This window comes from Variovorax glacialis, from assembly GCF_051216375.1.
Classification (GTDB): domain Bacteria; phylum Pseudomonadota; class Gammaproteobacteria; order Burkholderiales; family Burkholderiaceae_C; genus Variovorax.
Genome location: NZ_JBPJZT010000004.1, coordinates 422,331 through 446,296, shown reverse-complemented (window position 1 = coordinate 446,296; position 23,966 = coordinate 422,331). Strand labels below are relative to the sequence as shown.

The window sequence follows — 23,966 nt, the reverse complement described above, 5'->3', positions numbered from 1 at the left end:
TATGACGCCCGCAAAACTCTGGCTGCAGATCTTCCTGGCCGGCTTCGCCGTCATCGTTGCCATGCTCGTCACCACCCTGGGGACGACGGTCCCCTATGGCGATCTGTCTCGCATCGGCCAGATCTCGGACAACGAGTTCGGATGGCAACTCGCACAGCCGCATGTCGAGCCGCAATACCTCCGCGCTTCGCCGATCTCCGAGGCGGACATCCTTGTCATCGGAGACAGCTTTTCCATGACAAACCGTTGGCAATCGGTGCTGACGCAAGCGGGCTACCGCATCACGACGATGTACTGGGGCCAAGTCGACGAAGGGCTCTGCGAGGATTTCGACGCCTGGCTGGACCAAATCGGCTTCCGCGGCAAGCTCGTTGTGCTCGAAAGCGTTGAACGCCTGCTAGGCGGCCGCCTCGCCCACACGCAGAATTGCTTGCCGTTAAAAAAGCCCGTCGACTTCAGGCTCGACCCCTTCTTCAAGCCTATCGAACAAGTGCCTGGATTCGAGCTGAACTGGAAGGGCAAGCTGACCTCCGGCTACACGACCTACAGGAATACGCGCAGGGCGAAGGAATCCCAAGGCGACATGCGGGCGATCAATCAGTCTTGGGCGCGCCCCGTCATCGACGGCTGCTCCTATTTCAGCAACCGTCTGTGCAGCAAGGCGTTGTTCTTCAAGGACGACGACGACAACGGCGAAATCACACTGGAAAATGCGAAGCAAATGCGCGCCTTTAGCGACGCGCACACTTCCCGAACCATCATGTGGATGGTCATACCCAACAAGACCACGGTCTATATCGTGCCGGAACATTCGAAAGATTTTGTGACCGCCCTCAGGGAATTGAACCTTGGTCCGGACCTTTTCAGCTTCGCCAAAGAGCAGAAGTCGAAGGTTCGCGATTTCTATTTTCCCAACGACACGCACATTTCGATGCGCGGTCAGTTGGTCCTCGGACAGCGAATGCTGGAAGCGGTGCGCAAGATCCTGCCCGAGCCGCCCGCCAAGGCTTCTTGAAGCTATCATCCCGACCGGAAGCCGTCACGCGTGATCCTTTACGAGTACCCATTCAACGAGCGCATCCGGACCTATTTGCGGCTGGAGCATCTCTTTCGCCGCCTTGGCGAACTGGTGCCTGCCGATTCGGCCCTCTTGCACCACTACGCACTTGTCACGATCTTCGAGGTCATGGACGTGGCGGCGCGCGCTGACCTGAAGGCCGATGTGCTGAGGGATCTCGACAAGCACAAGAATGTGTTCAACAGCTACCGCGGCAATCCGGCGATCGCCGAAACGGTGCTCGACCAGGTCGTCAGCAAGCTGGAGAGCAATTTCACGACGCTCAACACCGTCCCGGGGAAAGCCGGCCAGGCGCTGACCGAGAACGAGTGGCTGATGAGCATTCGAAGCCGCGCTAGCATACCGGGCGGCACCTGCGAATTCGATCTGCCGGCCTACTACGCCTGGCAGAACCGTCGCGCCCCGGAGCGGCGCGCCGACCTCGAGCGCTGGTCGTCCACGCTCGCTCCGCTAGCGGAATCCATCTACCTGCTGCTCAAGCTTCTGCGCGATGCCGACGTTCCCTACAAGGTGATCGCGACGAAGGGCCAGTTCCAGCAAACCCTGCCCCAAGGCCGTAGCTTCCAGCTCCTGCGCTTGCGCATCGATCCGAAGCTGGGGCTGATTCCCGAGATCAGCGGCAACCGGTTGATGGTGTCGGTTCGGCTCATGCGGCACGAAGCCGACGACCGACTGCATCACAGCACTGAAGACACACCCTTCGAGCTCACTCTCTGCGCATGAGCGGCACCAACTCCTTCGGCGAGCGGATCGTGCGCTGTCCGGCGTGTGGTCAGGACAGCGTCTATGCGCCAAGCAACCCCTACCGGCCTTTCTGCAGCGCCCGCTGCAAGGGTGTCGACCTCGGGGCCTGGGCGAGCGAAGAGTTCAGGATGCCGGCCGAAGCGCCGCCGGACGACGATCCGTTCGGCGATCCCAAGCGGCAGTAAGGCCTGCCCGGGCCTTGTCGGCAAAAATCAGCGGGTCGCCGGATCCGGCAGGACCGGCAGCCCGCGTTCGGCGGCGAGCCATCCCAGGACCGGCAAGGCGCCCGGCAGAACCGGCACGACATCGAGCGGCAGTTGCTGCCAGCACATCGTCTGACCTTCCCGCATCTCGAAGTCGCCGTCCCACACCCTGACCTTGCACCAGTGCAGACGCACCAGCGCATGAGGGTAGTCGTGCTCGGTCACCTTCCAGACTTCGGCGCCCGTGATCGTGATGCCGAGTTCCTCGTGCAGTTCGCGCCGCAAGGCTTGCTCGACCGTCTCGCCCGCCTCGATCTTGCCGCCCGGGAACTCCCAGTAACCCGCGTACGGCTTGCCCTCCGGGCGGGTCGAGAGGAGTAGCGCGTCATCCTCGCGGATCAGGATGCCGACCGCGACCTCGGTGTGTTTGCGCGAATCCGTCATTGCAGACCTCAGGCGGCGCGGCCGGCGTAGTCCCGCGCGAACTGATAGGCCACGCGGCCACTGCGAGAGCCCCGCTCCAGCGCCCAGACCAGCGCCTCGGGCCGTGCAGCCTCGATGGCCTTGGCGTCGACACCAAAGGACGACAGCCATTGCGCAACGATCGTGAGGTATTCGTTCTGGCTGAACGGGTAAAAGCTGACCCACAGGCCAAATCGCTCGGAAAGCGAAATCTTCTCCTCGATCACTTCGCCGGGATGCACCTCGCCATCCTCGGTATGGGTATAGCTGAGGTTTTCCTTCATGTACTCCGGCAACAGATGGCGCCGGTTGCTGGTCGCATAGATCAGCACGTTGGGCGTCGCGGCAGCGATGGAACCGTCGAGGATCGACTTGAGCGCCTTGTAGCCCGGCTCGCCCTCGTCGAAGCTCAGGTCGTCGCTGAAAACGATGAACTTCTCCGGACGGTTCGAGACCACCTCGACGATGTCCGGCAGATCCGTGAGTTCGGCCTTGTCGACCTCGATGAGCCGCAGACCTTGCGGCGCGTAGGCCTGGAGGCAGGCGCGAATCAGCGACGACTTGCCTGTGCCGCGTGCGCCGGTCAGCAACACGTTGTTCGCGGGCTTGCCCTCGACGAACTGCCGTGTGTTGCGTTCGATCTTCTCTTTCTGGACGTCGATTTCCTTCAGCGCGTCGAGGGACATGGTCGCCACGTGGCGAACCGGCTCCAGCGTGCCGTGGCCCGAACTGCGACGGCGGTAGCGCCAGGCAATGGAGGCGCTCCAGTCGGCGGGCGCCGCGAGGGGTTGCGGAAGGATGGATTCGATGCGGCTGATCAGTTGCTCGGCTCGATCGATCAGGCGTTCGAATTTCTCGTTCATGTCAGCGACCGCCCGGCCGCGCCTGGGGCGCCGAGCAAGCAAAGCGAGCGTGGGGGCTTCATGATCTGTAGTCGGCGTTGATGGACACGTAGTCGTGACTCAGGTCGCAGGTCCAGACGGTGTCTGCGGCGTCGCCACGACCCAGGCCGATGCGCACGGTGATTTCACTTTGCTTCATCACGCGCTGCCCGTCCTCTTCGCGGTAGGTCGGATTGCGGCCGCCCTGGACCGCCACGTGGACATCGTCGAGATAGAGATCGATGCCCGTCTGGTCCAGATCGGCGATGCCCGCATAGCCGACGGCGGCCAGGATACGACCGAGATTCGGGTCGCTCGCATAGAACGCGGTCTTGACGAGCGGCGAATGCGCGACCGCGTAGGCCACCTGCCGGCATTCCGCCGTGTCGAGCCCACCTTCGACGCGGATCGTGATGAACTTGGTCGCGCCCTCGCCGTCGCGCACGATGGCTTGTGCCAATTGGCGCGCAACGCCCTGCATCGCTTCGAGCAATGCGCGTCCGTCGGCGGATTCAAGCGAGGTGATGGCTGCGTGATCGGCCTTGTGCGTGGCAATCACCACGAAGGAATCATTGGTCGACGTGTCGCCGTCGATCGTCACCCGATTGAACGACGCATCGGCCAGCGCCTTGGCGAGCGGCTGGATCAGCGACGCGTCGATCTTCGCGTCGGTGGCCATGAAGCCCAGCATCGTGGCCATGTTCGGCCGGATCATTCCTGCCCCCTTGCTGATGCCGGTGATCGTGACGGTAGCGCCTCCGATCTGCACCTGCCGGCTGAACGCCTTGGGCACGGTGTCCGTGGTCATGATGCCCTCGGCGGCGCGCGCCCAGTTCGACGGCGATGCATCAGCCAGGGCCGCGGGCAATCCCGCTTCGATGCGATCGATAGGCAGCGGCTCCATGATCACGCCGGTGGAAAACGGCAGGATCTGTTCAGGCGCGAGATTGAGCTTGCGGGCCAGGGCGATGCAGGTCGCACGCGCGCGCGCCAATCCGTCCTCGCCAGTACCGGCGTTGGCATTGCCCGTGTTGATCAGCATGGCGCGAACACCGAAGTTCGCAGCCAGATGATCACGGCAAAGCTGGACCGGCGCGGCGCAGAAGCGGTTCTGCGTGAAGACACCGCCCACCGCGGCGCCCTCGTCGATCAGCACGACCGTCAGGTCCTTGCGATTGGCCTTGCGCACGCCGGCTTCGGCGACACCGATGCGGACACCGGCAACCGCGTGCAACGCCGCGGGATCGGGAGCGGAAAGATTCACGGGCATGGATAAATCCTGCTGACAGATATCAGGTGAGCTTGCCGTGGCACTGCTTGAACTTCTTGCCACTGCCGCAAGGGCAAGGGTCGTTGCGGCCCACGCGTGCATAGGCGGCGGCGCCAGCGCTCAGCCCGCCTGCGGCCTGCCGGCGCAAGCTTTCCTCGTCGACGCGGACTTCGACTTCGCCGGTCTCCGTGGGCGCGGTGTAGGTGATGTTCGCCACGTTTTCGCCGCGGCTTTCCATGGCCTCGGCCGCCTGCTCGAGCTGCTCGGTGGACTGCACGCGCACCGTCATGAGCTGACGGGTGACTTCGTTCTTGACCGAGTCGAGCAGCTGGCCGAAGAGTTCGAAAGCTTCGCGCTTGTACTCCTGCTTGGGCTGCTTCTGCGCGTAGCCGCGAAGATGGATGCCCTGGCGCAGGTAGTCCAGCGAGGCCAGGTGCTCGCGCCAATGGGTGTCGATGCTCTGCAGCAGGACCATGCGCTCGAACTGCGTGAAGTTCTCCTGGCCGATGAGCGCAACCTTGGCGTTGAACGCATCGTTGGCCGCGGTCACGACCTTTTCCACCACGTCTTCGTCGCCGATGGCCGTCGCGGCCTCGACATCCTTGCGCAGTGGCATCTCGATATGCCATTCGTCGGCCAGCACCTTCTCCAGCCCGGCGAGATCCCACTGCTCCTCGACCGATTCGTTGGGCACGTACTGGCGGACGAGATCGCCGAAGCAGCCTTCACGCAGCGCCTCGATCTGCGCGGTCAGGTCGCCCGCGTCGAGGATGTCGTTGCGCTGCTGGTAGATCACCTTGCGCTGGTCGTTCGACACGTCGTCGTATTCGAGCAGTTGCTTGCGAACGTCGAAGTTGCGCGCCTCGACCTTGCGCTGCGCGCTCTCGATGCTGCGCGTGACGATGCCGGCTTCGATCGCCTCGCCGTCGGGCATCTTGAGTCGATCCATGATCGCCTTCACCCGGTCGCCTGCGAAGATGCGCATCAGCGGATCGTCCAGGCTCAGGTAGAAGCGCGAGGAGCCCGGGTCGCCCTGGCGGCCCGAACGACCGCGCAGCTGGTTGTCGATGCGGCGCGATTCGTGGCGTTCGGTCGCGATGATGCGCAGGCCGCCCAGCGACTTCACGAACTCGTGGTCCTTGTCCCATTGCGCGCGCAGTCGAGCGACATCGGCCGCCCTGGCTGCGGGCTCGAGCGCCTCGTCGGCCTCGACCGCTTCGATGGCCTTCTCGACATTGCCGCCGAGCACGATGTCGGTACCACGGCCCGCCATGTTGGTGGCGATCGTGATCATCTTGGTCCGGCCCGCCTGCGCCACGATCTCCGCCTCTCGCGCATGCTGCTTGGCATTGAGCACCTGGTGCGGGAGATCGGCCTTCTCGAGCAGGCCGGCGATGATTTCGGAGTTCTCGATCGACGAGGTGCCGACCAAGACCGGCTGTCCGCGCTCGTAGCACTCGCGAATGTCCCGGATGGCCGCCTCGTATTTTTCGCGGGTGGTCTTGTAGACCCGGTCCAACTGGTCTTCGCGCTTGCTCGGCCGGTTCGGCGGGATGATCATGGTCTCCAGACCATAGATCTCCTGGAATTCATACGCCTCGGTATCGGCCGTGCCGGTCATGCCCGCGAGCTTGGCGTAGAGGCGGAAGTAGTTCTGGAACGTGATCGACGCGAGCGTCTGGTTCTCGGCCTGGATCTCGACGCCTTCCTTGGCTTCCACCGCCTGGTGCAGGCCGTCGCTCCAGCGGCGGCCCGTCATCAGGCGGCCGGTGAATTCGTCGACGATGACCACTTCGCCCTGCTGCACCACGTAGTGCTGGTCGCGGTGGTACAGGTGCCGTGCACGCAACGCCGCATTCAGGTGGTGCATCAGCGTGATGTTGGCCGGGTCGTAGAGCGAAGCGCCCTCGGGGAGCAGCTTGAATTCCGAGAGGATCTGCTCCGCCTTTTCATGGCCGTCTTCGGTCATGAACACCTGGTGCGTCTTCTCGTCGACCGTGAAGTCGCCGGGCTTCGTGACGCCCTCGCCGGTGCGCGGATCGGCCTCGCCTTCCTGGCGGACCAGCAGCGGGACGACCTTGTTGATCGCCAGGTACAGTTCGGTGTGATCCTCGGCCTGGCCGCTGATGATGAGCGGCGTGCGCGCCTCGTCGATCAGGATTGAGTCCACTTCGTCGACGATGGCGTAGTTCAGCCCGCGCTGGACCCGGTCGCCCGGCTCATAGACCATGTTGTCGCGCAGGTAGTCGAAGCCGTACTCGTTGTTCGTGCCGTAGGTGATGTCGCTGCCGTAGGCCTGCTGCTTTTCCTCGCGCGGCATCTGCGGCAGGTTGATGCCGACGCTGAGACCGAGGAAGTTGTAGAGCCGACCCATCCAGGTGGCGTCGCGGCTGGCGAGGTAGTCGTTCACCGTGACCACGTGCACGCCCTTGCCGGTGAGCGCGTTCAGGTAGACCGGCAGCGTGGCGGTCAGGGTCTTGCCCTCGCCCGTGCGCATTTCGGAGATCTTGCCGTTATGGAGCGCCATGCCACCCAGCAACTGGACGTCGAAGTGGCGCATCTTCATGACCCGCTTGGATGCTTCGCGAACGGTTGCGAAGGCCTCGGGGAGCAGGTCATCGAGTGCCTCGCCCTTGGCAAGGCGATCCCTGAATTCCTGCGTCTTCGCGCGCAATGCGCCGTCATCGAGCTTCTCGAACGCTGGCTCCAGCGCGTTGATGCGTTCAACCGTCTTGCGATACTGCTTCAGGAGCCGATCATTGCGGCTGCCGAAAATTTGGGTCAGGAAGTTGGTGGCCATGAATGGAGATCGAAGCACACTCGCCGTACGCGACTGCCTCGACCGAAATCCCTAAGATAGACGAGAAGGAACTTGGGCGCGCTTTGCCGGAAAGCAAGCCGACCGGCCCGCAGGATTGCCGGCAAACCGTTGATTTTAGCCGTCTTGTCCAAACCTCCCGACCGCAGACCTTTCCCCATGAACCGCCGCTTCAACGCCGTCACTTTGCTGGAGGCCACTGAGGGCTCCCCCACCCTCGCCGGCCTCGCCGCGCGCGCTCGCGAGTCGGGCGAACGTCTCGCCGCAATCCAGGACCTGATCCCGCCGGAGATGCGCGCCGGCGTCAAGGCCGGCCCGGCCGAGGGCGATGTCTGGTGCCTGCTCGTCTACGGGAGTTCGGCGGCCGCCAAGCTGCGCCAGTTGGCCCCCGTCCTGCAGGCACGGCTCAAATCCCGCGGCTGGGACGTCGCGACGATTCGTATCAAGGTGCAATCGCGCCATTGAGCGCGGATCGCGCGGCGCGCCTCGGTCAGGCGGCGACGTCCAGCTTTCCGCTCGAAGGGTCCGGACCGCTGGCGTAAGCCGCGGCCTGGCCGCCCGCCAACTCGGAGGCGAGCGGCGCGGGCTTCGCCAGAGGCTTGGCCGTCGTGCCATTCCAGAAGCCGACATGTTCGATGCCGTTCATGCTGATGGTCTGGAGCGTCGTGGTCGTCACGGCATGCGTGGTCGGATTGGTGATCGACTTGATCAGTTGGGCGAGTGTGCGATCAGCGCTCAGGCTCCACGTGGCACCTGCGACCGTTTTCAGGTAGACCGTGTCGCTGCCGGCACCGCCGGTCACGGTGGCGTCACCGCCGAGGTAGTAGGCGTTCGTTCCATCGCCTCCACGGATCACGCTCTGTCCCTTGGCAACGAAGGTGTCGTCGCCTGCGCCGCCGGTGAACTGGTCGAAGGCCATGCCCGTGGCCTTGGCAGTCGTGCCGTTCCAGAAGCCGATGTGTTCGATCCCGGTCATGTTCACCGTCTGGAGGGTCGTCGTGGTCACGACCTTGGTCTTGGGATCGGTCACGCTCTTGGTCAGTACGGCCTGCGTGCGGTCCGCGTTGAAGCTCCAGGCCGCGCCAGCGACCGTCTTGAGGTAGATCGAATCGTCGCCCGATCCGCCGGTGACGGTGCTGCTGTCGCCCACGAAGAACTGGTTGGTGCCGTCGCCACCGGAAATATCGCTCTTGCCCTTGGCGACGAAAGTGTCGTTCCCGCTGGTGCCGCTGAACGCGTCGTACATGAAGGCTCCGGTGCCCTTGATCGCCGTGCCGGTCCCGGAGCCGCTCCAGAAGCCGACATGCTCGATGCCGTCCAGGGTCACTGTCGAGAGCGTGGTCGTCGTCACCACCTTTGTCTTCGGATCGGTGACGGTTTTCGTCAGGGTGGCGGTGGCGTGGTCGTCGCTCAGCGTCCACACGGCGCCCGAGACATTCTTCAGATAGACGGTGTCGCTGCCCGCTCCTCCCGTGACAACGTCGTCACCGCCACTCAGGAAGAACGCATCGTCGCCGACGCCGCCATCCAGATGGTTGCCTTCGCCATTCGAGACAAAGGTGTCGTTGCCGCTGCCGCCCACCGCGGTGCGGATGTGGCTTCCGGTCGCGATCTTGACGTTGTTGATGCCGGTGTACGTGGGCGTGCCGAGCACCGACGAGATCGGTACCAGCTTGCCGTTCACCATGGTCTTCGTGGCCGTGTACGCGGCCTTTCCACCCACGCTGGCGTACGCATCGTGGATGCCGATGCTGCTGAAGTTGCCAGCACGGAGATCCACGATGTTCGTGCCCGTCTGGTTCGACAGGTCAATGGTGCTGTCCGTGTTGCTGCTCCAGATGGTCTGCGACATCGCCTGGCCGTCGGACCATGAGAAGTCCTGGGCGTTGACGGTGCCCGGCGCGCCGTACAGGTACTGCAGCGCCATGACGTCGTTCGCCTGCAAGGTGTCGGGGTTGATCGTCGACGTGACATACATCCCCCCGACCTGCTTGATCTCCTTGACGTTGCTCGCGTCCTTGTACGACATGATCGTGTTGCCGCGGTTGTCCGTCGCGGCCGGCAGGTAGGGCCCCGGCGTTCCGCCGCCGCCCGCGTTGTAGTTGCCTGGATGCTTGAGCCCCAGGGCGTGCGACGTCTCGTGGAGGATCACCTCCCGCGTGTAAGCGCCCTTGCTGGTATCGGCGTAGCTGCCCTGGTTGTTGGCCAGCATTACCTTCGATCCCGCCATGGGGTCGGGGTACGAGGCGTAGCCGGCGCTCGCGGCTTGCACGTTCGATCCGTACTTGATGTCTCCACCGGAGGCCACCTCGGTGAAGGTGACACCCGCCACCGTCGAGATGTAGGCAAGCGCATCGCGCACCGCCTGCTTGTGCGTCTCGTCCAACGCCTGAAAGCCGTTGGCATCCGAGCCGGACAAGCCGCTCGCGCTGTCGAGGAAGCTGAAGGTCAGTTCATGGCGGGCGACGGCCGAGGGAACGGCCCCGCTGGCGCCCGCCGTGTGGAACCATGCGCTCCCACCCGCAAGCAGGGCATCGATGTTGATGTTGCCCGAAGGCTTGATCCGGTTGGTGTAGTCGACGGGCGCGGGCGCTGCCGCCACGGCAGACATCTGCGCTCCGGCGGCGCTGATCGTGACGCTGGCGGAGGAAGGCGCGACGGGTGCGGCCTGGCCGGTCGCTGAAGCGGCCGCGCTCGCGGCGGCCGTCCTGGCTGCTTCGGGGGTTGCCGCCTCATTTGCATCGTGGATGCCCGCATTGAGCAGTTCCAGACGCGTCGACAAGGTAATGGAAGAAGTGGAGGACATGAAGATCGCCGTGAAGGGGTCTTCCCCTTATCGGACGATCTTGTCGAATGTTTAGGTCGGGCCCTCGAACGGGACGGTCATGGCGACCCCATCCAGATGCATTTGCGCCCTGGCGCGCAGCGCAACGCCTCAGATGCGGGCGAACACCAGCCCGAGCGTCAGCGCAACCGACGTGCCGAAGATGACGAGGCCGACGCGCCGCCGCCGATGGGTCAGCATCCAGAGCGTTACCCCTGAGATCGACAGGAAGATCAGGCTGCCCGCCAATGTATCGACGAGCAGGATCCACGCGACGGGCATTCCTGTGCCCTTGTGCAGATTGGTCAACGTCGCGACAAATCCGTTGCTCGTGGTCGTGACGCCCACCGACCGATTGCCGAGCCAGTAGTCGGCCTGCACGATGGTGTCGGGGCCGCCGAAATTGAAGACCCAGCGCTCGGGTTGCATGAGCGGTTTCGTCGGTACCGCGGCTTCCGTCGCATCCGCTGCTGGAGCGCGCTTGCCCTTCTCGGTCCACGCGACAGGCCTTGACGGCTCGGTCCGGACGGTATTCGGCGGGCCGCTCTGATTCAGCGCCGATTGCAGCCATGCGGCCATATCTTCCGCAGTGGCCGGCGCGGGGTCGGGCAAGACCAGCTGGGCATTGATGCGCTGCTGCTCCATCGGCAGCTTCAGCACTGCGCGGTGATTCAACCAGATGCCGGCCGTGCCGAAGATCAGGCCGAGGATCGCTCCCCACAATCCGAACCAGCCATGCGTCTTGCGAATCCACTGGACGATCATCGTGCGGCGCTGATGCGAGCGCGTTCGGGCATCGGCGGAAAGGGACGAGGCGCTGCGACCAGGATCCTGCGGGATGACGTTGTCCATATCGTGCTGCAACGCCGCTCCCGGCACGAGGCTGGAACGGGGAGCGGTTTCGCGATCTTTGATGGTGCCGCTTGTCGGAATCGAACTGACGACCTACCGCTTACAAGGCGGTTGCTCTACCAACTGAGCTAAAGCGGCGGTGAGGGAGGATTTTAGCGGTGCGGCGTTGGCCGCAGCGCTCATTTGATCCGCTTGAGAGAGGGGCGCGATCCGCCACCGGTCGGCGGACGCGGGGGCTCTTCGGAGTCGGTCGGTGTGCTGCTGGCCTCCACCGCTTCCTCCGTACCCTCGCCCGTCACGAGATGAACGATCTTGCTCGCGTCGCCCTCGGTGCCGCGCGATGCGTCACGCAATGGCGTGCGCGAAGCCGAAACCGAAGGTGTGGGTGTCGTCGAAGTGGGTGGCGCGGCGCCATCCGCCTGCGCGGGCGCGGGAGCCGGAAAGGCCATCCCCTGCCCGTTCTCGCGCGCGTAGATGGCGATCACACGTCCCACCGGCACGCTGATCTCGCGAGCCGTGCCGGCGAAACGCGCCTTGAACTCGATGAAATCATTGCCCAGCTTGAGCGAACTGGTCGCGTCGAAGCTGATGTTGAGCACGATCTCGCCGTTCTTGACGTATTCGCGCGGCACCTGGACGGTGTCGTCGACCTGCACCGCCACATACGGCGTGAAGCCGTTGTCCGTGCACCATTCATACAGCGCCCGGATCAAGTACGGGCGGGTGGAAGACGACTCGAGCGCGTTGATCATGGCTGGCTGCGCCGCAGGCTCACTTGCGCATGACTTTTTCGGACGGCGTCAGCGCTTCGATGTAGGCAGGGCGCGAGAAGATGCGCTCGGCGTATTTCAGGAGCGGTGCGGCGTTCTTGCTGAGGTCGATGCCGTAGTAGTCCAGCCGCCAGAGCAGCGGGGCGATCGCGACGTCGAGCATCGAGAAGTTGTCGCCCAGCATGTACTTGTTCTTGAGGAAGACCGGGGCGAGTTGCGTCAGGCGATCGCGGATGTGCGAGCGCGCCTTTTCGAGCGCCTTCTCGTTGCCCTTGGTCGTGCGGTTTTCCAGCGTGGACACGTGCACGAACAGTTCCTTCTCGAAATTGAGCAGGAACAGGCGGACACGCGCGCGGTCGACCGGGTCGCCGGGCATCAGTTGCGGATGCGGGAAGCGTTCGTCGATGTACTCGTTGATGATGTTCGACTCGTACAGGATCAGGTCGCGCTCGACCAGGATCGGCACCTGGCCGTACGGATTCATCACGCTGATGTCTTCAGGCTTGTTGTACAGATCGACATCGCGAATCTCGAAATCCATGCCTTTCTCGAACAGCACGAAGCGGCAGCGGTGTGAAAAAGGGCAGGTCGTTCCTGAATACAAGACCATCATGGCGAAAGGCTCCTAAAAATCAAAAAGAGTGGGTCGCGTTGGCAACCCACTCTGCGGGACCGGACGCTTGTGGCGCCCGATCGGCATCGTTCGTACTACTTGACGTCTTTCCAGTACGAGGCATTCAAGCGCCAAACAAAGACCACTGCCATGACAAGGAACAGCAGCACCCAGACGCCCACGCGGATGCGGGTGTTCTGCGCCGGTTCCGCCATCCACTGCAGATAGCTCACGAGGTCGCCCATCGCCTGGTCGTACTGCATCGGCGTCATGGTACCGGGAGTGAGTTGCTCCCAGCCCTTGAACACTTCGGTCTCATGGCCATGCGCCTCGACCTTGTCGAAGATCGGACGGCGTTCGCCCTGCAGTTCCCACAGCACGTGCGGCATCGCGACAGCCGGGAACGCCAGGTTGTTCCAACCCGTGGCCTTGGTGTCGTCTCGGTAGAAGGTACGCAGGTAGGTGTAGAGGTAGTCCGCGCCGGTGCCGCCATGACCGGCACGCGAACGTGCCACCAGCGTCAGGTCGGGCGGCACGGTGCCGAACCATTCCTTGGCCTGGCGCGGATCGATGTTGGCCTTCATCGTCTCGCCGACCTTGTCGGTCGTGAATAGGAGGTTGTCCTTGATCTGCTGTTCCGAGATGCCGATGTCCTGCAGCCGGTTGTAGCGCATGAACGCAGCCGAGTGGCAGTTGAGGCAGTAGTTGACGAACAGCTTCGCGCCGTTCTGCAAGGACGCCAGATCGTTGGTGCGGTTCGGCGCCTTGTCCCAGGGAATGCCGCCTTCCGCGGCGTGTGCGCCGGTGACGATGCCGAGCGCTGCGATCAACGTGAGGATCAGTTTCTTCATTCTTGTGCTCTCCCGGTCAATGCGCTGCGAAGTTCACGCGCTCGGGGACCGGCTTGAATTCACCGAGGCGGCTCCACCATGGCATCAACAGGAAGAAACCGAAATAGAACAGGGTGCCGACCTGCGACACGCGCTCGCCGATCGGCGACGGCGGCTGCACGCCCAGATAGGCCAGCACCACGAAATTGACGACGAACACGCCGTACAGGTACTTGTGCCAGCTCGGCCGATAACGGATCGACTTGACCGGGCTGTGATCCAGCCATGGTAGGAAGAACAGGATGATGACGGCGCCGCCCATCACGACCACGCCCCAGAACTTGGCGTCGATCGAGAGCATGAGCGCAGCGACGACGACCGCCGCCACCACGATGGCAACCTTCACGAACTGGGGCACGCGCGCCTTCCAGACGCCGAAGGCCGCTGCACCCACCACGCAGGCGATGAGCGCATACATCATCTCGCTGGTGATGGCACGCAGCATCGAATAGAACGGCGTGAAGTACCAGACCGGCGCAATGTGATTCGGCGTCTTCAGCGAATCGGCCGGGATGAAGTTGTTGTATTCCAGGAAGTAGCCGCCAGCCTCAGGCGCGAAGAAGATCACCGCCGAGAAGATCGTGAGGAACACCACCACGCCGAAGATGTCGTGCACCGTGTAGTACGGATGCGACGGGATGCCGTCCACCGGGTGGCCATCGGGACCGCGATTGGCCTTGATCTCGATGCCGTCGGGATTGTTCGAGCCCACTTCATGCAGCGCGATCAGGTGCGCGACGACGAGGCCGAGCAGCACCAGCGGCACGGCAATCACGTGGAAGCTGAAGAAGCGGTTGAGGGTGGCATCGCTCACCACATAGTCACCGCGGATCAGTAGCGCGAGGTCCGGGCCCACGAAGGGGATCGCGGAGAACAAGTTGACGATCACCTGCGCGCCCCAGTAACTCATCTGGCCCCAGGGCAGGAGGTAGCCCATGAAGGCCTCGGCCATCAGGCACAGGAAGATCGCGCAGCCGAAGATCCAGATCAGTTCGCGCGGCTTGCGGTAGCTGCCGTAGATCAGCCCGCGGAACATGTGCAGGTACACCACGATGAAGAAGGCGGATGCCCCCGTGGAGTGCATGTAGCGGATGAGCCAGCCCCAGGGCACGTCGCGCATGATGTACTCGACCGAAGCGAATGCCATCGTGGCATCCGGCTTGTAATGCATCACGAGGAAGATGCCGGTCACGATCTGGATCACGAGGACCAGCATCGCGAGCGAGCCGAAGATGTACCAGAAGTTGAAGTTCTTCGGCGCGTAGTACTTGCCCCACTGGTCGTTCCACAGTTTGGTCAGCGGGAATCGGTTGTCGACCCAGTTAAGTGCCTTCTCGGCGGCGGGTGCGTTGGGGGAGATTTCCTTGAATTCAGCCATGTCGTCGTTCCCCTTCAGGCCTTCTTGTCGTCACCGATCAAGACGCGCGTGTCGGAGAGGTACATGTGCGGAGGCACCGGGAGGTTGTCCGGCGCAGGCTTGTTCTTGAAGACGCGGCCGGCCAGGTCGAAGGTCGATCCGTGGCAGGGGCAGAGGAAGCCGCCTTCCCAGTTGTCGGGCAGCGAGGGCTGGGGCCCGGCCTGGAACTTGTCCGTCGGCGAGCAGCCGAGGTGGGTGCAGATGCCCACGACCACCAGGACTTCAGGCTTGATCGAACGGTGGTCATTGCGGGCGTAGACCGGCGTGAACTCGTCGGGATTGCGCTTGGACAGCGGATCGGCGAGCAGCGGATTGAGATTGGGGAGTTCGGCGACCTGTGCCGGCGTGCGCTTCAGGATCCACACCGGCTTGCCGCGCCATTCGACCGTCATCTTCTCGCCCACCTGAAGGCCACTGATGTCGGCCTCGACCGGCGCACCGGCTGCCTTGGCTTTCTCGGAGGGCTGGAAGGAGCTCACGAACGGGACGGCCACTGCCACCCCGCCCACTGCGCCCGCACAACCTGATGCGATCAACCACGTCCGCTTGCTGGTGTCGATCCGGGGGCGGCCGGCGGTGCTGTCACTCATGGGGATCCTCAATGTTCTTCGCTAGGGGCTTGGGGTCAACCAACGATTGTAGCGGAGCGTAAGAAGTGAATTCAACGCGCCACGACCCCGTAGTCGCAGGCGCGCCTCGGGCCTGCGACGGCAAGGTCGGCCCCTATACTGGCCTGCGTTCAACAACCGCACATGAGAGGTACCCGACATGAGCTTTCTGAAGGAGTTCCGCGAATTTGCCGTCAAGGGCAACGTGATCGACCTTGCGGTCGGTGTGATCATCGGCGCTGCCTTTGCCAAGATCGTCGACTCCCTGGTGAGCGACATCATCATGCCGATTGTCGGGCTGGTATTCGGCAAGCTCGATTTCTCGAATCTCTACATCGTGCTGGGTCCAACGCCTGCGGGCGTTGCCAACAACCTGGCCGACCTGAAGAAGTCCGGTGCGCCGGTGCTGGCATACGGCAACTTCATCACCATCGCCGTCAACTTCGTGATCCTGGCCTTCATCATTTTCCTGATGGTCAAGCAGATCAACAAGCTGAAGAAGAGCCAGGAGGCTGCCCCTCCCGCAGCGCCGCCCGAGGAAGTGGTGCTGCTGCGCGAGATCCGCGACAACCTCAAGCGCCCCTGACGTCCGAGAGCGACCTCGCCATCCTGATCGCCTCGATCAGGCTCGACGGGTCGGCCCGCCCGGTGCCTGCGATGTCGAAGGCAGTCCCGTGATCGGGACTGGTGCGAACCAGCGGCAGTCCGAGCGTGACATTCACGCCCTTCTCCACGCCGAGGTACTTGACCGGGATCAGGCCCTGGTCGTGGTACATCGCAATCACGACATCGAACTCGCCGGCGCTGTGCGCCTTGGCCCGGGCCCGCATGAAAATCGTGTCCGGCGCATGAGGCCCGTCCGCGACGATGCCTTCGGCACGGGCCGCCGCGATGGCCGGCGCGATGATGTCCCGCTCTTCCGAGCCGAACAGGCCACCCTCCCCTGCATGTGGGTTGAGGCCGGCCACGCCGATGCGCGGCGCCCGGCCCAGCACGGCCGTCAAAGCGCTGTGTGTGATGCGCATCGTCTCGAGCACGCCGTCGAAGGTCACTGCCTCGATCGCATCGCGCAGTGACACGTGGATGCTCACGAGCACCGTCCGAAGCTCGTCGTTGGCGAGCATCATCCGCACCGGCACCTGGGCGACCGGGCGGGCAAGGTAGGCCGCGGTCTCGGCCTGGAGCAACTCGGTGTGACCGGGGAACGGGAACCCCGCGGCCGCCAGCGCTTCCTTGTGCAATGGCGCGGTCACGATCGCAGCCACCTCGCCGCGCAGGGCCGCGCGCGCAGCCCACGCGACGCAGTCTCCGGCGACGCGCCCTGCATCGGCGCTGACCTGGCCCGTCGCAATCGGGCTCTTCGGCGCTTCGACGGCTTGCAGCACCGGAATGCAGCCCGGCGGTGTGCCACGCACGTCGGTCGGCGACTCGATCAAGGCCACGGGGAGCGCCGGTGCACCGGGTGCCGCAAGTGCCTGGGCCGCGCGTCTCACCGTGTCGACGTCACCGGCCACGAAGCACCCTTGCACAAGACTGCCCGCGTCGCGGAACGCCTTGGCGATGATCTCGGGCCCGATGCCCGCCGGGTCGCCGAGCGTGATGGCGATGGGAGACCGAACGCTGCTCACGCCGGGTTGTCGATGTCGATGAACTCGTGCGCCAGACCGAGTTGCGCGGCCACATGGCCCGCGACTGCCTGTGCACCGTACCGTTCGGTTGCATGGTGTCCGCAGGCCAGGAAGGCAACGCCCATCTCGCGTGCGTAGTGCGCCTGGGGTTCGGAAATCTCGCCGGTGATGAAAGCATCCGCGCCGGCAGCGATTGCGGCTTCGAAATAGCTCTGCGCCCCGCCCGTGCACCAGGCGACGCTTCGAATCGGTCGCGGTGCGCCGTCCACCAGTGTCGCCGGCTTGCCGAGCGCCTTCTCCACATGGGCGGCCAGGGCCTTGGCGCTGGCGAACCCCTCGCCGTTCTCCCGCCCGCCCATGAAGCCCAGTTCCTGTTCGCCGAAACGGCCGGCGGTGCCGGGGCGCGCTGCGAGGCCCAGGCGCGCGCCGAGCTGCGCGTTGTTGCCGAGTTCGGGATGCGCATCGAGCGGCAGGTGGTAGGCGAACAGATTGACGTCGTCCCCCAGCAGCAGGCCCAGTCGCTGGCGCATCCAGCCTGTGACCCGCCCATCCTGGCCCCGCCAGAACAGACCGTGGTGGACGAAGATCGCATCCGCTTCGGCGCGAATGGCCGCCTCGATCAGCGCACGGCTCGCCGTGACGCCGGAGACAATCTTGCGCACCGTAGTGCGACCTTCGACCTGCAGACCGTTGGGCCCGTAGTCCTTGAAGCGCTCGGGCGCGAGCAGCAGGTCGAACGCGTGGAGAAGTTCGTGGCGGGTCGTGCTCATCACGCCATTGTGGACCGGGCCGGCACCGCCCGCATCGCATGGCCGCGCGACGCGAGGGGCAACAACCCGAGCACGAAACCGAGCACTGCGAGCGCGCCGACGTAGTGGGCCGGCGCCATCGGGTCCTTCTGCAGCCACAGCGTGAGGATCACCGGCGTCAGGCCGCCGAAGATCGCATACGACATGTTGTAGGCGAACGAAAGCCCCGAGAAGCGCACCGGTGCGGGGAATGCGCGCACGCCGGCGATCGGCACGGTCGCGATGGTGCCGACGAACAAGCCGACCAGGCCGTAGTGCCAGACGAGCGAGGTCGGCGTGCCGGGCAGGCTCGTGTAGAAAAGATAGGTGGTGACGAGCAGGCCACCCCAGCCGATCAGCATCACGGCGCGCGTGCCGATGCGGTCGCAGGCCCAGCCCACCAGGATGCATCCCAGCGTGAGCATCAGCGTTGCCACCGCGTTCGCCTCCAGTGCAAGCGCCGGCGGGACGTGGTGCACCTTCTGCAGATAGGTCGGCGTGAAGAGCACGACCACCACGATCGCTGCCGAGAGGACCCAGGTCAGCAGTCCCACGAACACGCTGGCGCCGCGGTGTTCGCGCAGGATCGTCTTGAGCGGAAGCTCGCGCGCCACGTTGCGGCGATCCGCGAGTTCCTGGAACACGGGCGTCTCGTGCAGGAAACGGCGCAGGTAGACGGACACCAGTCCGAACACACCGCCCAGGATGAACGGGATGCGCCAGGCAAAGTCGCTGACCTCGACCGGCGTGTAGTGCCGGTTGATGGCCACGGCGACGAGCGAACCCAGCAGGATGCCGCCCGTGATGCCCGAGGTCAGCGTGCCGATGCCGAACCCGTAGCGGCGCACCGGCACGTGCTCGGCCACGAACACCCATGCCCCGGGCATTTCGCCGCCGATGGCCGCGCCCTGCAGCACGCGCATGGCGAGCAGGAGCAGTGGGGCTGCCACGCCGATGCTGGCGTAGGTCGGCAGCAGGCCGATCACCAGCGTCGGCGCCGCCATCAGGAAGATCGACAGCGTGAACATCCGCTTGCGCCCGAGCAGGTCACCGAAATGCGCAATCACGATGCCGCCCAAGGGTCGCGCCAGATAGCCGGCGGCGAAGATGCCGAAGGTCTGCAGTTGCCGCAGCCAGTCGGGCATGTCGACGGGGAAGAACAGTGCGCCCAGCACCGTCGCGAAGAACACGTAGATGACGAAGTCGTAGAACTCGAGCGTGCCGCCGAGGGCGGACAGGGCAAGCGTCTTGTAGTCGCGGGCGTTGAGGGTGCGCGTGGGCGCGGAAGGCGCTGAAGCGGCGCCGCCAAGGGCTGGTGCAGTCATGGGCAATCGCAAAGCAGAACAGTAGGACGAGGCGCTCCGGTAAGCCGGAGGCCGTGGGCTCTTGCGGATGCGGCCTGTCGCTGCGGGTCTCGTGCGCGCCACACCGGAGAACGCCCTGTAGGGCACGCCGGCTGCAAGTCCTTGAATTTTAGGGTTTTCCCGTATCCCCCGTGAGCCGTCCGCATCCAGCACGGGCCAACCTCGTCGAAGTTCAGGTCAAAGGGTCGTCCGGACCGTTGAGGGACAATCGGCTGTTTGGCGCTTCCGCAGGGTGAAGCGCCTGTCGCTCAAAGTCTTCTTCACGTCCTTCATGAAACGCACCTGGCTGCTGTTTGCCCAAGCCGTCACCATCCTCCTCGCGGCCTTTTTCGTCGTCGCGACCCTCAAGCCCGAATGGCTCAATCGCCGGGCAGGCTCGCTCGGGGGCGTGGTCGCGGTCATCGAAGCGCCGGCCACGAGTCCGGCCGCTATCGCGCCGGGCAGCCTGAGCGCCGCCGCCAAGAAGGCTTCGCCGGCAGTCGTCAGCATCAATACCAGCAAGGCTGCGCAGCTTTCACCTCGCAACAACGATCCGTGGTTTCGCTTCTTCTTCGGCGACCAGGGCGCGGACCAGCCCCAGGTCGGGCTGGGCAGCGGCGTGATCGTGAGCGCCGACGGCTACATCCTCACCAACAACCATGTCGTGGAAGGCGCGGACGAGATCGACGTCACGCTCAACGACAGCCGTCATGCGCGCGGCAAGGTGATCGGCACCGATCCCGACACCGATCTGGCGGTGCTCAAGATCGACCTCGACAAGCTGCCGGTGATCGTGCTGGGCAATTCCGACGCGCTCCAGGTGGGCGACCAGGTGCTCGCCATCGGCAATCCGTTCGGCGTCGGCCAGACCGTAACGGGCGGGATCGTCTCCGCGCTCGGGCGCAACCAGCTCGGTATCAACACCTTCGAGAACTTCATCCAGACCGACGCGGCGATCAATCCCGGGAACTCCGGCGGGGCGCTGGTCGATGTGAACGGCAATCTCGAAGGCATCAACACCGCCATCTACTCCCGTTCCGGCGGCAGCCTGGGCATCGGATTCGCCATTCCGGTGTCGACCGCCAAGCAAGTGCTGGAGGACATCGTTAAGGCAGGCAAGGTCACCCGTGGCTGGATCGGGGTGGAGCCGAACGACCTGTCGCCCGAGTTGGCCGAGACCTTCGGCGTCAAGGCGAGCGCCGGCGTGATCATCACCGGGGTGCTGCAGAACGGTCCGGCGGCCAAGGCCGGCGTTCGCCCGGGCGACGTCATTACCAGCGTGGGCGACAGGAACATCGGCAACGTGCAGGAGCTCCTGACCACAGTCGCCGGCCTCAAGCCGGGCAATGCGGCGCGTTTTGCCCTGCAGCGCGGCAGCGACAAACTGGAGCTGGACGTGACGCCGGGCCTGCGCCCCCGGTCATCCGTCCGCCGCGCGCAGAACGAAACCGAGTGAACGCGCAGCGGGCGCCAGGCGCCCGGGCTCAGGGCTGCGCGGAGTCCGCGCTTTCCTCAGGCGCCTTGGTGTACTTCGCGAAGTAGCGCGCACCGATGATGCCGACTTCGTACAACAGGCACATCGGAATCGCCAGCGCGAGTTGCGAGACGACGTCCGGCGGCGTCAGGATCGCGGCCACGACGAACGCGACCACGATGAAGTAGCCACGGAAAGACTTCAGCTTCTCGATGGTGACCATCTCGAAGCGCACCAGCAGCATGACGACGATGGGCACCTGGAAGGCCACGCCAAATGCGATGTACAGCGACAGGATCGCCTCCACATACGACGAGATATCGGGCGTGGCATTCACCGAAGGCGGCGTGAACTTCTGGATGAAGCCGAACATCTTGTCCAGCACGAAGAACTGCACGAAGGCGATCCCGGCGTAGGCCAGCAGGCTGCCGAAGAAGATCAGCGGCAGCGCGAACTTCTTCTCGTGGCTGTAGAGGCCCGGCGCCACGAACATCCAGCACTGGTACATCAGCCAGGGCAGCGCCAGCAGCACCGCCGTCATCGCCAGCACCTTGAGCGGCACGAAGAACGGCGAGAACACGCCGATGGCGATCAGCTTCGCGTCGGGCGGCATGTGGGCGCGAATCGGCACCGCGATCAGGTCGATCAGGCCGGCGGGACCGGGCCAGATGGCGAGCAGGATGCCGGCCACCACAAGGCCGTAGATGCAATAGAGCAGGCGATCCCGCAGCTCCATGAGATGCTGGACGAAAGGCTGCTCGGTGCCGGCCAGTTCGTCTTCTTTGTTCTTGTCGGTGGGATCGGCCATGTGGGGGCGCTGCGGGCAGGAAATGGAAGCGCGCTGGGCGCTACCGGATCGGCGATGCGGCTAGTTGATTTTGTGGGGGCGGTAACGGGCCACGCGCGCTGCCCCTGAAAGCGCCTTGGTGCGCACGCCGTTGCGCGCCTTGTACCACTGCGGCGTGGCGCCCTGCTTCAGGCGCCAGTTCTTGCGTGGGTGCTTGTATTCCGGATAGGAAGGCGCCGTCGGTTCCGCCAGTTCGGAAAGCATCTGGCCGCTTTCGGAGAACTGCTTTTCGAAGTCGCTGGCGCCGGACTGGATGCTGTGCTCGACGTCGCGGGCAGCCTCCTGAACGGTGTCCTTCATCTTGCGCAGTTCGTCGAGGTCCATCGAGCGATTGACCTCGGCCTTGACGTCGTTCACGTACCGTTGCGCCTTGCCCAGCAGGGTGCCGACGGTGCGTGCCACGCGCGGCAGCTTTTCCGGCCCGATGACGATCAGCGCGACCGCGCCGATCAGTGCGAGTTTCGAGATGCCGAGATCGATCACGGATGCCTGGCTCAGGACTTCTGACGCGCCTCGACGTCGATCGTCGACTTGTCGGCGGTGGTGTTGCCAGTGACCTGGGCGTTCGGCGCAACGGGTGTATCAGCCGCCGCGCCGTCTTTCATGCCGTCCTTGAAGCCCTTGACCGCGCCACCGAGGTCCGAGCCCATGTTGCGCAGCTTCTTGGTACCGAAAATCATCACGACGACGAGCAGCACGATCAGCCAGTGCCAGATGGAAAGTGAACCCATGGATTACTCCTGAAGAATGTGAACGATTTTAGTCGGCGGAATTGACCGCCCGAAAACGATGGCTATCAGCTCACCTGGCAGCCGGAAACGCGAGAACGCGGAAAACACCGGGGATCCGGCTTCGCCGGTCCACAGGTGTTGCCCCCGGTAGGGGGTAGGCGAAGCGACACGAAGTGCGCGCAGCCTGGGGGCGAGTCACCCTTTCAACCAGGGTCGTGGCCCGCCCATGACATGGACATGGAGATGGTGAACCTCCTGTCCACCCTCGGCGCCGGTATTCACGACGATGCGGAAGCCGCCTTCAGGGTACGGCCTGCAGCCCTGCTCCACGGCGAGCTTCGGTGCCAGCGTCATGATCCTGCCCAGCAACGCGGCATCGTCGGCGGTGACCTGCGCCATCGACGGAATGTGGCGCTTCGGCACGATCATGAAGTGAATCGGTGCCCACGGCGCAATGTCGTGGAAGACGAAAAGCTCGTCGTCTTCGTAGACCTTTCGCGAGGGAATCTTCCCTTCGATGATCTTGCAGAAGACGCAATTCGGGTCAGAGGACATTGGAAGGCTCCATGGATCGGCCGGCATTCATGCGCACCATCCCCTTGACGATGCGATAGAGGAACCAGAGGGAAATCAGGCCCCAGGCGATCCAGCCCGGAACGAACAGCAGCAGCCACAGCCACGAGGTCAGCACGTACAGCAGGCCGGCCCAGAGCACCGACCGGATGCGCCAGCTGAAGTGGGAGGCCTGCCAGGTGCCCGCGGCATCGTCGCGCTTGACGAGGTCGATCACGAGGGCGATCAGCAGCAGGCCGATGGAAGCCTGGGCGCCCGGCAGCACGGCGCCGACCGCCACCACCAGGTGCAGGATGTAGCTGATCCAGCCCCATGTCTTGAGCGAGTCGTCGGGCTCGACGGTCACGATGTCGTTCGGCATGGTGTCCCCTCAGTCGTTGGAAGCTTCACGATCCTGCGCCTTGCGCAAGGCCTTTTCCTCGATGCCGCTGGTGCCCTCGCGGCGCTCCAGTTCCGCCACCACGTCGCGCGGCGCAAAGCCGTAGTGCGCGAGCGCCACCATGCTGTGGAACCAGAGATCGGCCACTTCGTTCACCACTTTCGCGCGATCGCCGCCATGGTCGGCATCCTTTGCGGCCATCACGACTTCGGTCGCTTCCTCGCCGATCTTCTTGAGGAAGGCATCGGGGCCGCGATGGAGCAGCCGCGCGACATAGCTCTTGTCGGGGTCGCCGCCGCGGGCCGGCAAGCGGCTTTCGATCACGGCGGCCAGTCGCGCCAGCGCGTCTTCGGCGTTTCGTTCGGGAGTGCTCATCTTGGGGACGGTGTGTAGATCGAGGCGGGGTCTTTGAGAACCGGCTCCATCACGGTCCAGCGCCCATCTTCGTATTTGCTGAAGAAACAGCTGTGACGGCCGGTGTGGCATGCGATGCCCGGCTCATGGCCGGTCTGGGTCACCTTCAGGAGGATGACGTCGTTGTCGCAGTCGATCCGGATCTCGTGGACGGTCTGCACATGCCCTGATTCCTCACCCTTGAACCACAGCTTGCCACGCGACCGGCTGAAGTACACGGCCCGGCCAAGCTCCGCTGTCTTCGCGAGCGCCTCGCGGTTCATCCAGGCGAACATCAGCACGTCGTTGCTGCCCCGCTCCTGCGCGATCACCGGCACAAGGCCGTTCGCATCCCACTTCACGTCATCCAACCAGTTCAT

The 23,966-nt window shown here is 64.3% G+C and carries 27 protein-coding genes and 1 tRNA gene; 6 read left to right on the top strand and 22 right to left on the bottom strand.

The genetic code is table 11. The features are described 5' to 3' along the window. Position 1: 1 nt before the first annotated feature. Genes ACSFBL_RS13880 through ACSFBL_RS13870 form a run of 3 tightly spaced genes read left to right on the top strand, consistent with a single transcriptional unit; the run spans position 2 to position 2,007 of the window. The gene (locus tag ACSFBL_RS13880) at positions 2–1,015 is read left to right on the top strand and encodes an alginate O-acetyltransferase AlgX-related protein (protein ID WP_435516362.1); all 1,014 of its coding nucleotides are present in this window, start codon (positions 2–4) and stop codon (positions 1,013–1,015) included. Between the two features lie 30 nt (positions 1,016–1,045). Next, entirely contained in the window at positions 1,046–1,801 is a 756-nt protein-coding gene (gene zapD / locus ACSFBL_RS13875) for a cell division protein ZapD (protein ID WP_435516361.1), read from the top strand. Beyond that, on the top strand, positions 1,798–2,007 hold the full coding sequence (locus ACSFBL_RS13870; protein ID WP_435516360.1) for a DNA gyrase inhibitor YacG: 210 nt from the start codon (positions 1,798–1,800) through the stop codon (positions 2,005–2,007). Before zapD ends, ACSFBL_RS13870 begins: the two co-directional genes overlap by 4 nt. Before the next feature lie 27 nt (positions 2,008–2,034). On the opposite strand, the gene mutT is transcribed toward ACSFBL_RS13870, so the two are convergent. Genes mutT through secA form a run of 4 tightly spaced genes read right to left on the bottom strand, consistent with a single transcriptional unit; the run spans position 2,035 to position 7,438 of the window. Further along, positions 2,035–2,469, bottom strand: coding sequence for an 8-oxo-dGTP diphosphatase MutT (gene mutT / locus ACSFBL_RS13865; RefSeq protein ID WP_435516359.1), 435 nt, complete (start codon positions 2,467–2,469; stop codon positions 2,035–2,037). 8 nt (positions 2,470–2,477) lie between these two features. Then, on the bottom strand, positions 2,478–3,350 hold the full coding sequence (locus ACSFBL_RS13860; RefSeq protein WP_435516358.1) for an ATP-binding protein: 873 nt from the start codon (positions 3,348–3,350) through the stop codon (positions 2,478–2,480). Positions 3,351–3,408: 58 nt separating this feature from the next. Next, positions 3,409–4,638, bottom strand: coding sequence for a bifunctional glutamate N-acetyltransferase/amino-acid acetyltransferase ArgJ (gene argJ / locus ACSFBL_RS13855; protein WP_435516357.1), 1,230 nt, complete (start codon positions 4,636–4,638; stop codon positions 3,409–3,411). Between the two features lie 22 nt (positions 4,639–4,660). Next, entirely contained in the window at positions 4,661–7,438 is a 2,778-nt protein-coding gene (gene secA, locus ACSFBL_RS13850; protein WP_435516356.1) for a preprotein translocase subunit SecA, read from the bottom strand. Between the two features lie 177 nt (positions 7,439–7,615). Between secA and ACSFBL_RS13845 the strand changes: the two genes are divergently transcribed. Next, complete coding sequence (locus tag ACSFBL_RS13845) at positions 7,616–7,921, top strand: hypothetical protein (protein WP_435516355.1); 306 nt, start codon at positions 7,616–7,618, stop codon at positions 7,919–7,921. Positions 7,922–7,946: 25 nt separating this feature from the next. Here the strand turns inward: ACSFBL_RS13845 and ACSFBL_RS13840 are convergent, their stop codons facing one another. The 8 genes from ACSFBL_RS13840 to petA all read right to left on the bottom strand — a co-directional run bounded on the left by ACSFBL_RS13840 (position 7,947) and on the right by petA (position 15,412). Continuing rightward, positions 7,947–10,262 carry a hypothetical protein gene (locus ACSFBL_RS13840; RefSeq protein WP_435516354.1) on the bottom strand — a complete coding sequence of 772 codons (2,316 nt, stop codon included), beginning with the start codon at positions 10,260–10,262 and terminating at the stop codon, positions 7,947–7,949. A gap of 129 nt (positions 10,263–10,391) precedes the next feature. Then, positions 10,392–11,132 (bottom strand): PepSY-associated TM helix domain-containing protein, encoded by a 741-nt coding sequence (locus ACSFBL_RS13835; RefSeq protein WP_435516353.1) that lies wholly within the window; start codon positions 11,130–11,132, stop codon positions 10,392–10,394. A 62-nt stretch (positions 11,133–11,194) separates the two neighbouring features. Continuing rightward, a tRNA-Thr gene (locus tag ACSFBL_RS13830) sits at positions 11,195–11,270 on the bottom strand. Positions 11,271–11,311: 41 nt separating this feature from the next. Next, positions 11,312–11,884, bottom strand: a complete 573-nt coding sequence (locus ACSFBL_RS13825) for a ClpXP protease specificity-enhancing factor (RefSeq protein WP_435516352.1) — start codon at positions 11,882–11,884, stop codon at positions 11,312–11,314. A gap of 19 nt (positions 11,885–11,903) precedes the next feature. Beyond that, on the bottom strand, positions 11,904–12,515 hold the full coding sequence (locus ACSFBL_RS13820) for a glutathione S-transferase N-terminal domain-containing protein (RefSeq protein ID WP_007835362.1): 612 nt from the start codon (positions 12,513–12,515) through the stop codon (positions 11,904–11,906). A 95-nt stretch (positions 12,516–12,610) separates the two neighbouring features. Beyond that, entirely contained in the window at positions 12,611–13,366 is a 756-nt protein-coding gene (locus ACSFBL_RS13815) for a cytochrome c1 (RefSeq protein WP_435516351.1), read from the bottom strand. A 16-nt stretch (positions 13,367–13,382) separates the two neighbouring features. Then, positions 13,383–14,783: a cytochrome b gene (locus ACSFBL_RS13810; protein ID WP_435516350.1), complete on the bottom strand. Its 1,401-nt coding sequence runs from the start codon at positions 14,781–14,783 to the stop codon at positions 13,383–13,385. Between the two features lie 14 nt (positions 14,784–14,797). After that, positions 14,798–15,412 (bottom strand): ubiquinol-cytochrome c reductase iron-sulfur subunit, encoded by a 615-nt coding sequence (gene petA / locus ACSFBL_RS13805; protein WP_435516349.1) that lies wholly within the window; start codon positions 15,410–15,412, stop codon positions 14,798–14,800. Positions 15,413–15,590: 178 nt separating this feature from the next. Between petA and mscL the strand changes: the two genes are divergently transcribed. After that, on the top strand, positions 15,591–16,016 hold the full coding sequence (mscL, locus tag ACSFBL_RS13800) for a large conductance mechanosensitive channel protein MscL (RefSeq protein ID WP_435516348.1): 426 nt from the start codon (positions 15,591–15,593) through the stop codon (positions 16,014–16,016). On the opposite strand, the gene pdxA is transcribed toward mscL, so the two are convergent. The 3 genes from pdxA to ACSFBL_RS13785 are packed head-to-tail and all read right to left on the bottom strand — an operon-like array spanning position 16,003 to position 19,171. Then, positions 16,003–17,058, bottom strand: coding sequence for a 4-hydroxythreonine-4-phosphate dehydrogenase PdxA (gene pdxA / locus ACSFBL_RS13795; RefSeq protein WP_435516347.1), 1,056 nt, complete (start codon positions 17,056–17,058; stop codon positions 16,003–16,005). The genes mscL and pdxA overlap by 14 nt on opposite strands. Then, the gene (locus ACSFBL_RS13790; protein ID WP_435516346.1) at positions 17,055–17,828 is read right to left on the bottom strand and encodes a Nif3-like dinuclear metal center hexameric protein; all 774 of its coding nucleotides are present in this window, start codon (positions 17,826–17,828) and stop codon (positions 17,055–17,057) included. The genes pdxA and ACSFBL_RS13790 overlap by 4 nt, the downstream gene beginning before the upstream one ends. Beyond that, positions 17,828–19,171: an MFS transporter gene (locus ACSFBL_RS13785; protein WP_435516345.1), complete on the bottom strand. Its 1,344-nt coding sequence runs from the start codon at positions 19,169–19,171 to the stop codon at positions 17,828–17,830. Before ACSFBL_RS13785 ends, ACSFBL_RS13790 begins: the two co-directional genes overlap by 1 nt. Before the next feature lie 310 nt (positions 19,172–19,481). On the opposite strand from ACSFBL_RS13785, the gene ACSFBL_RS13780 reads away from it, so the two are divergent. Then, the gene (locus tag ACSFBL_RS13780; RefSeq protein WP_435516344.1) at positions 19,482–20,645 is read left to right on the top strand and encodes a S1C family serine protease; all 1,164 of its coding nucleotides are present in this window, start codon (positions 19,482–19,484) and stop codon (positions 20,643–20,645) included. A 28-nt stretch (positions 20,646–20,673) separates the two neighbouring features. On the opposite strand, the gene tatC is transcribed toward ACSFBL_RS13780, so the two are convergent. The 7 genes from tatC to hisI form a co-directional block, all read right to left on the bottom strand. Beyond that, positions 20,674–21,471, bottom strand: a complete 798-nt coding sequence (gene tatC, locus ACSFBL_RS13775) for a twin-arginine translocase subunit TatC (protein WP_435516343.1) — start codon at positions 21,469–21,471, stop codon at positions 20,674–20,676. A gap of 60 nt (positions 21,472–21,531) precedes the next feature. Continuing rightward, a complete protein-coding gene (tatB, locus tag ACSFBL_RS13770) occupies positions 21,532–21,993 on the bottom strand; it encodes a Sec-independent protein translocase protein TatB (RefSeq protein ID WP_435516342.1) in 462 nt (153 codons plus the stop codon). An 11-nt stretch (positions 21,994–22,004) separates the two neighbouring features. Next, positions 22,005–22,241: a Sec-independent protein translocase subunit TatA gene (tatA, locus tag ACSFBL_RS13765; protein WP_435516341.1), complete on the bottom strand. Its 237-nt coding sequence runs from the start codon at positions 22,239–22,241 to the stop codon at positions 22,005–22,007. 195 nt (positions 22,242–22,436) lie between these two features. After that, positions 22,437–22,796, bottom strand: coding sequence for a histidine triad nucleotide-binding protein (locus ACSFBL_RS13760; RefSeq protein ID WP_435516340.1), 360 nt, complete (start codon positions 22,794–22,796; stop codon positions 22,437–22,439). After that, on the bottom strand, positions 22,786–23,175 hold the full coding sequence (locus tag ACSFBL_RS13755) for a DUF4870 family protein (RefSeq protein WP_435516339.1): 390 nt from the start codon (positions 23,173–23,175) through the stop codon (positions 22,786–22,788). Before ACSFBL_RS13755 ends, ACSFBL_RS13760 begins: the two co-directional genes overlap by 11 nt. Positions 23,176–23,184: 9 nt before the next feature. Then, on the bottom strand, positions 23,185–23,568 hold the full coding sequence (locus tag ACSFBL_RS13750) for a phosphoribosyl-ATP diphosphatase (protein WP_435516338.1): 384 nt from the start codon (positions 23,566–23,568) through the stop codon (positions 23,185–23,187). Continuing rightward, a complete protein-coding gene (gene hisI / locus ACSFBL_RS13745) occupies positions 23,565–23,966 on the bottom strand; it encodes a phosphoribosyl-AMP cyclohydrolase (RefSeq protein WP_435516337.1) in 402 nt (133 codons plus the stop codon). Before hisI ends, ACSFBL_RS13750 begins: the two co-directional genes overlap by 4 nt.

Bases quoted from the DNA above. Each gene is read 5' to 3' on its own strand.
- ACSFBL_RS13790 (WP_435516346.1), bottom strand. From the start codon at position 17,828: ATGAGCACGACCCGCCACGAACTTCTCCACGCGTTCGACCTGCTGCTC.
- ACSFBL_RS13760 (WP_435516340.1), bottom strand. From the start codon at position 22,796: ATGTCCTCTGACCCGAATTGCGTCTTCTGCAAGATCATCGAAGGGAAG.
- mutT (WP_435516359.1), bottom strand. From the start codon at position 2,469: ATGACGGATTCGCGCAAACACACCGAGGTCGCGGTCGGCATCCTGATC.
- ACSFBL_RS13840 (WP_435516354.1), bottom strand. From the start codon at position 10,262: ATGTCCTCCACTTCTTCCATTACCTTGTCGACGCGTCTGGAACTGCTC.
- ACSFBL_RS13780 (WP_435516344.1), top strand. From the start codon at position 19,482: ATGAAACGCACCTGGCTGCTGTTTGCCCAAGCCGTCACCATCCTCCTC.
- ACSFBL_RS13825 (WP_435516352.1), bottom strand. From the start codon at position 11,884: ATGATCAACGCGCTCGAGTCGTCTTCCACCCGCCCGTACTTGATCCGG.
- ACSFBL_RS13810 (WP_435516350.1), bottom strand. From the start codon at position 14,783: ATGGCTGAATTCAAGGAAATCTCCCCCAACGCACCCGCCGCCGAGAAG.
- ACSFBL_RS13860 (WP_435516358.1), bottom strand. From the start codon at position 3,350: ATGAACGAGAAATTCGAACGCCTGATCGATCGAGCCGAGCAACTGATC.
- argJ (WP_435516357.1), bottom strand. From the start codon at position 4,638: ATGCCCGTGAATCTTTCCGCTCCCGATCCCGCGGCGTTGCACGCGGTT.
- ACSFBL_RS13880 (WP_435516362.1), top strand. From the start codon at position 2: ATGACGCCCGCAAAACTCTGGCTGCAGATCTTCCTGGCCGGCTTCGCC.
- ACSFBL_RS13845 (WP_435516355.1), top strand. From the start codon at position 7,616: ATGAACCGCCGCTTCAACGCCGTCACTTTGCTGGAGGCCACTGAGGGC.
- petA (WP_435516349.1), bottom strand. From the start codon at position 15,412: ATGAGTGACAGCACCGCCGGCCGCCCCCGGATCGACACCAGCAAGCGG.
- secA (WP_435516356.1), bottom strand. From the start codon at position 7,438: ATGGCCACCAACTTCCTGACCCAAATTTTCGGCAGCCGCAATGATCGG.
- ACSFBL_RS13785 (WP_435516345.1), bottom strand. From the start codon at position 19,171: ATGACTGCACCAGCCCTTGGCGGCGCCGCTTCAGCGCCTTCCGCGCCC.
- tatC (WP_435516343.1), bottom strand. From the start codon at position 21,471: ATGGCCGATCCCACCGACAAGAACAAAGAAGACGAACTGGCCGGCACC.
- ACSFBL_RS13835 (WP_435516353.1), bottom strand. From the start codon at position 11,132: ATGGACAACGTCATCCCGCAGGATCCTGGTCGCAGCGCCTCGTCCCTT.
- mscL (WP_435516348.1), top strand. From the start codon at position 15,591: ATGAGCTTTCTGAAGGAGTTCCGCGAATTTGCCGTCAAGGGCAACGTG.
- ACSFBL_RS13755 (WP_435516339.1), bottom strand. From the start codon at position 23,175: ATGCCGAACGACATCGTGACCGTCGAGCCCGACGACTCGCTCAAGACA.
- ACSFBL_RS13870 (WP_435516360.1), top strand. From the start codon at position 1,798: ATGAGCGGCACCAACTCCTTCGGCGAGCGGATCGTGCGCTGTCCGGCG.
- ACSFBL_RS13750 (WP_435516338.1), bottom strand. From the start codon at position 23,568: ATGAGCACTCCCGAACGAAACGCCGAAGACGCGCTGGCGCGACTGGCC.
- hisI (WP_435516337.1), bottom strand. From the start codon at position 23,966: ATGAACTGGTTGGATGACGTGAAGTGGGATGCGAACGGCCTTGTGCCG.
- tatA (WP_435516341.1), bottom strand. From the start codon at position 22,241: ATGGGTTCACTTTCCATCTGGCACTGGCTGATCGTGCTGCTCGTCGTC.
- ACSFBL_RS13815 (WP_435516351.1), bottom strand. From the start codon at position 13,366: ATGAAGAAACTGATCCTCACGTTGATCGCAGCGCTCGGCATCGTCACC.
- ACSFBL_RS13820 (WP_007835362.1), bottom strand. From the start codon at position 12,515: ATGATGGTCTTGTATTCAGGAACGACCTGCCCTTTTTCACACCGCTGC.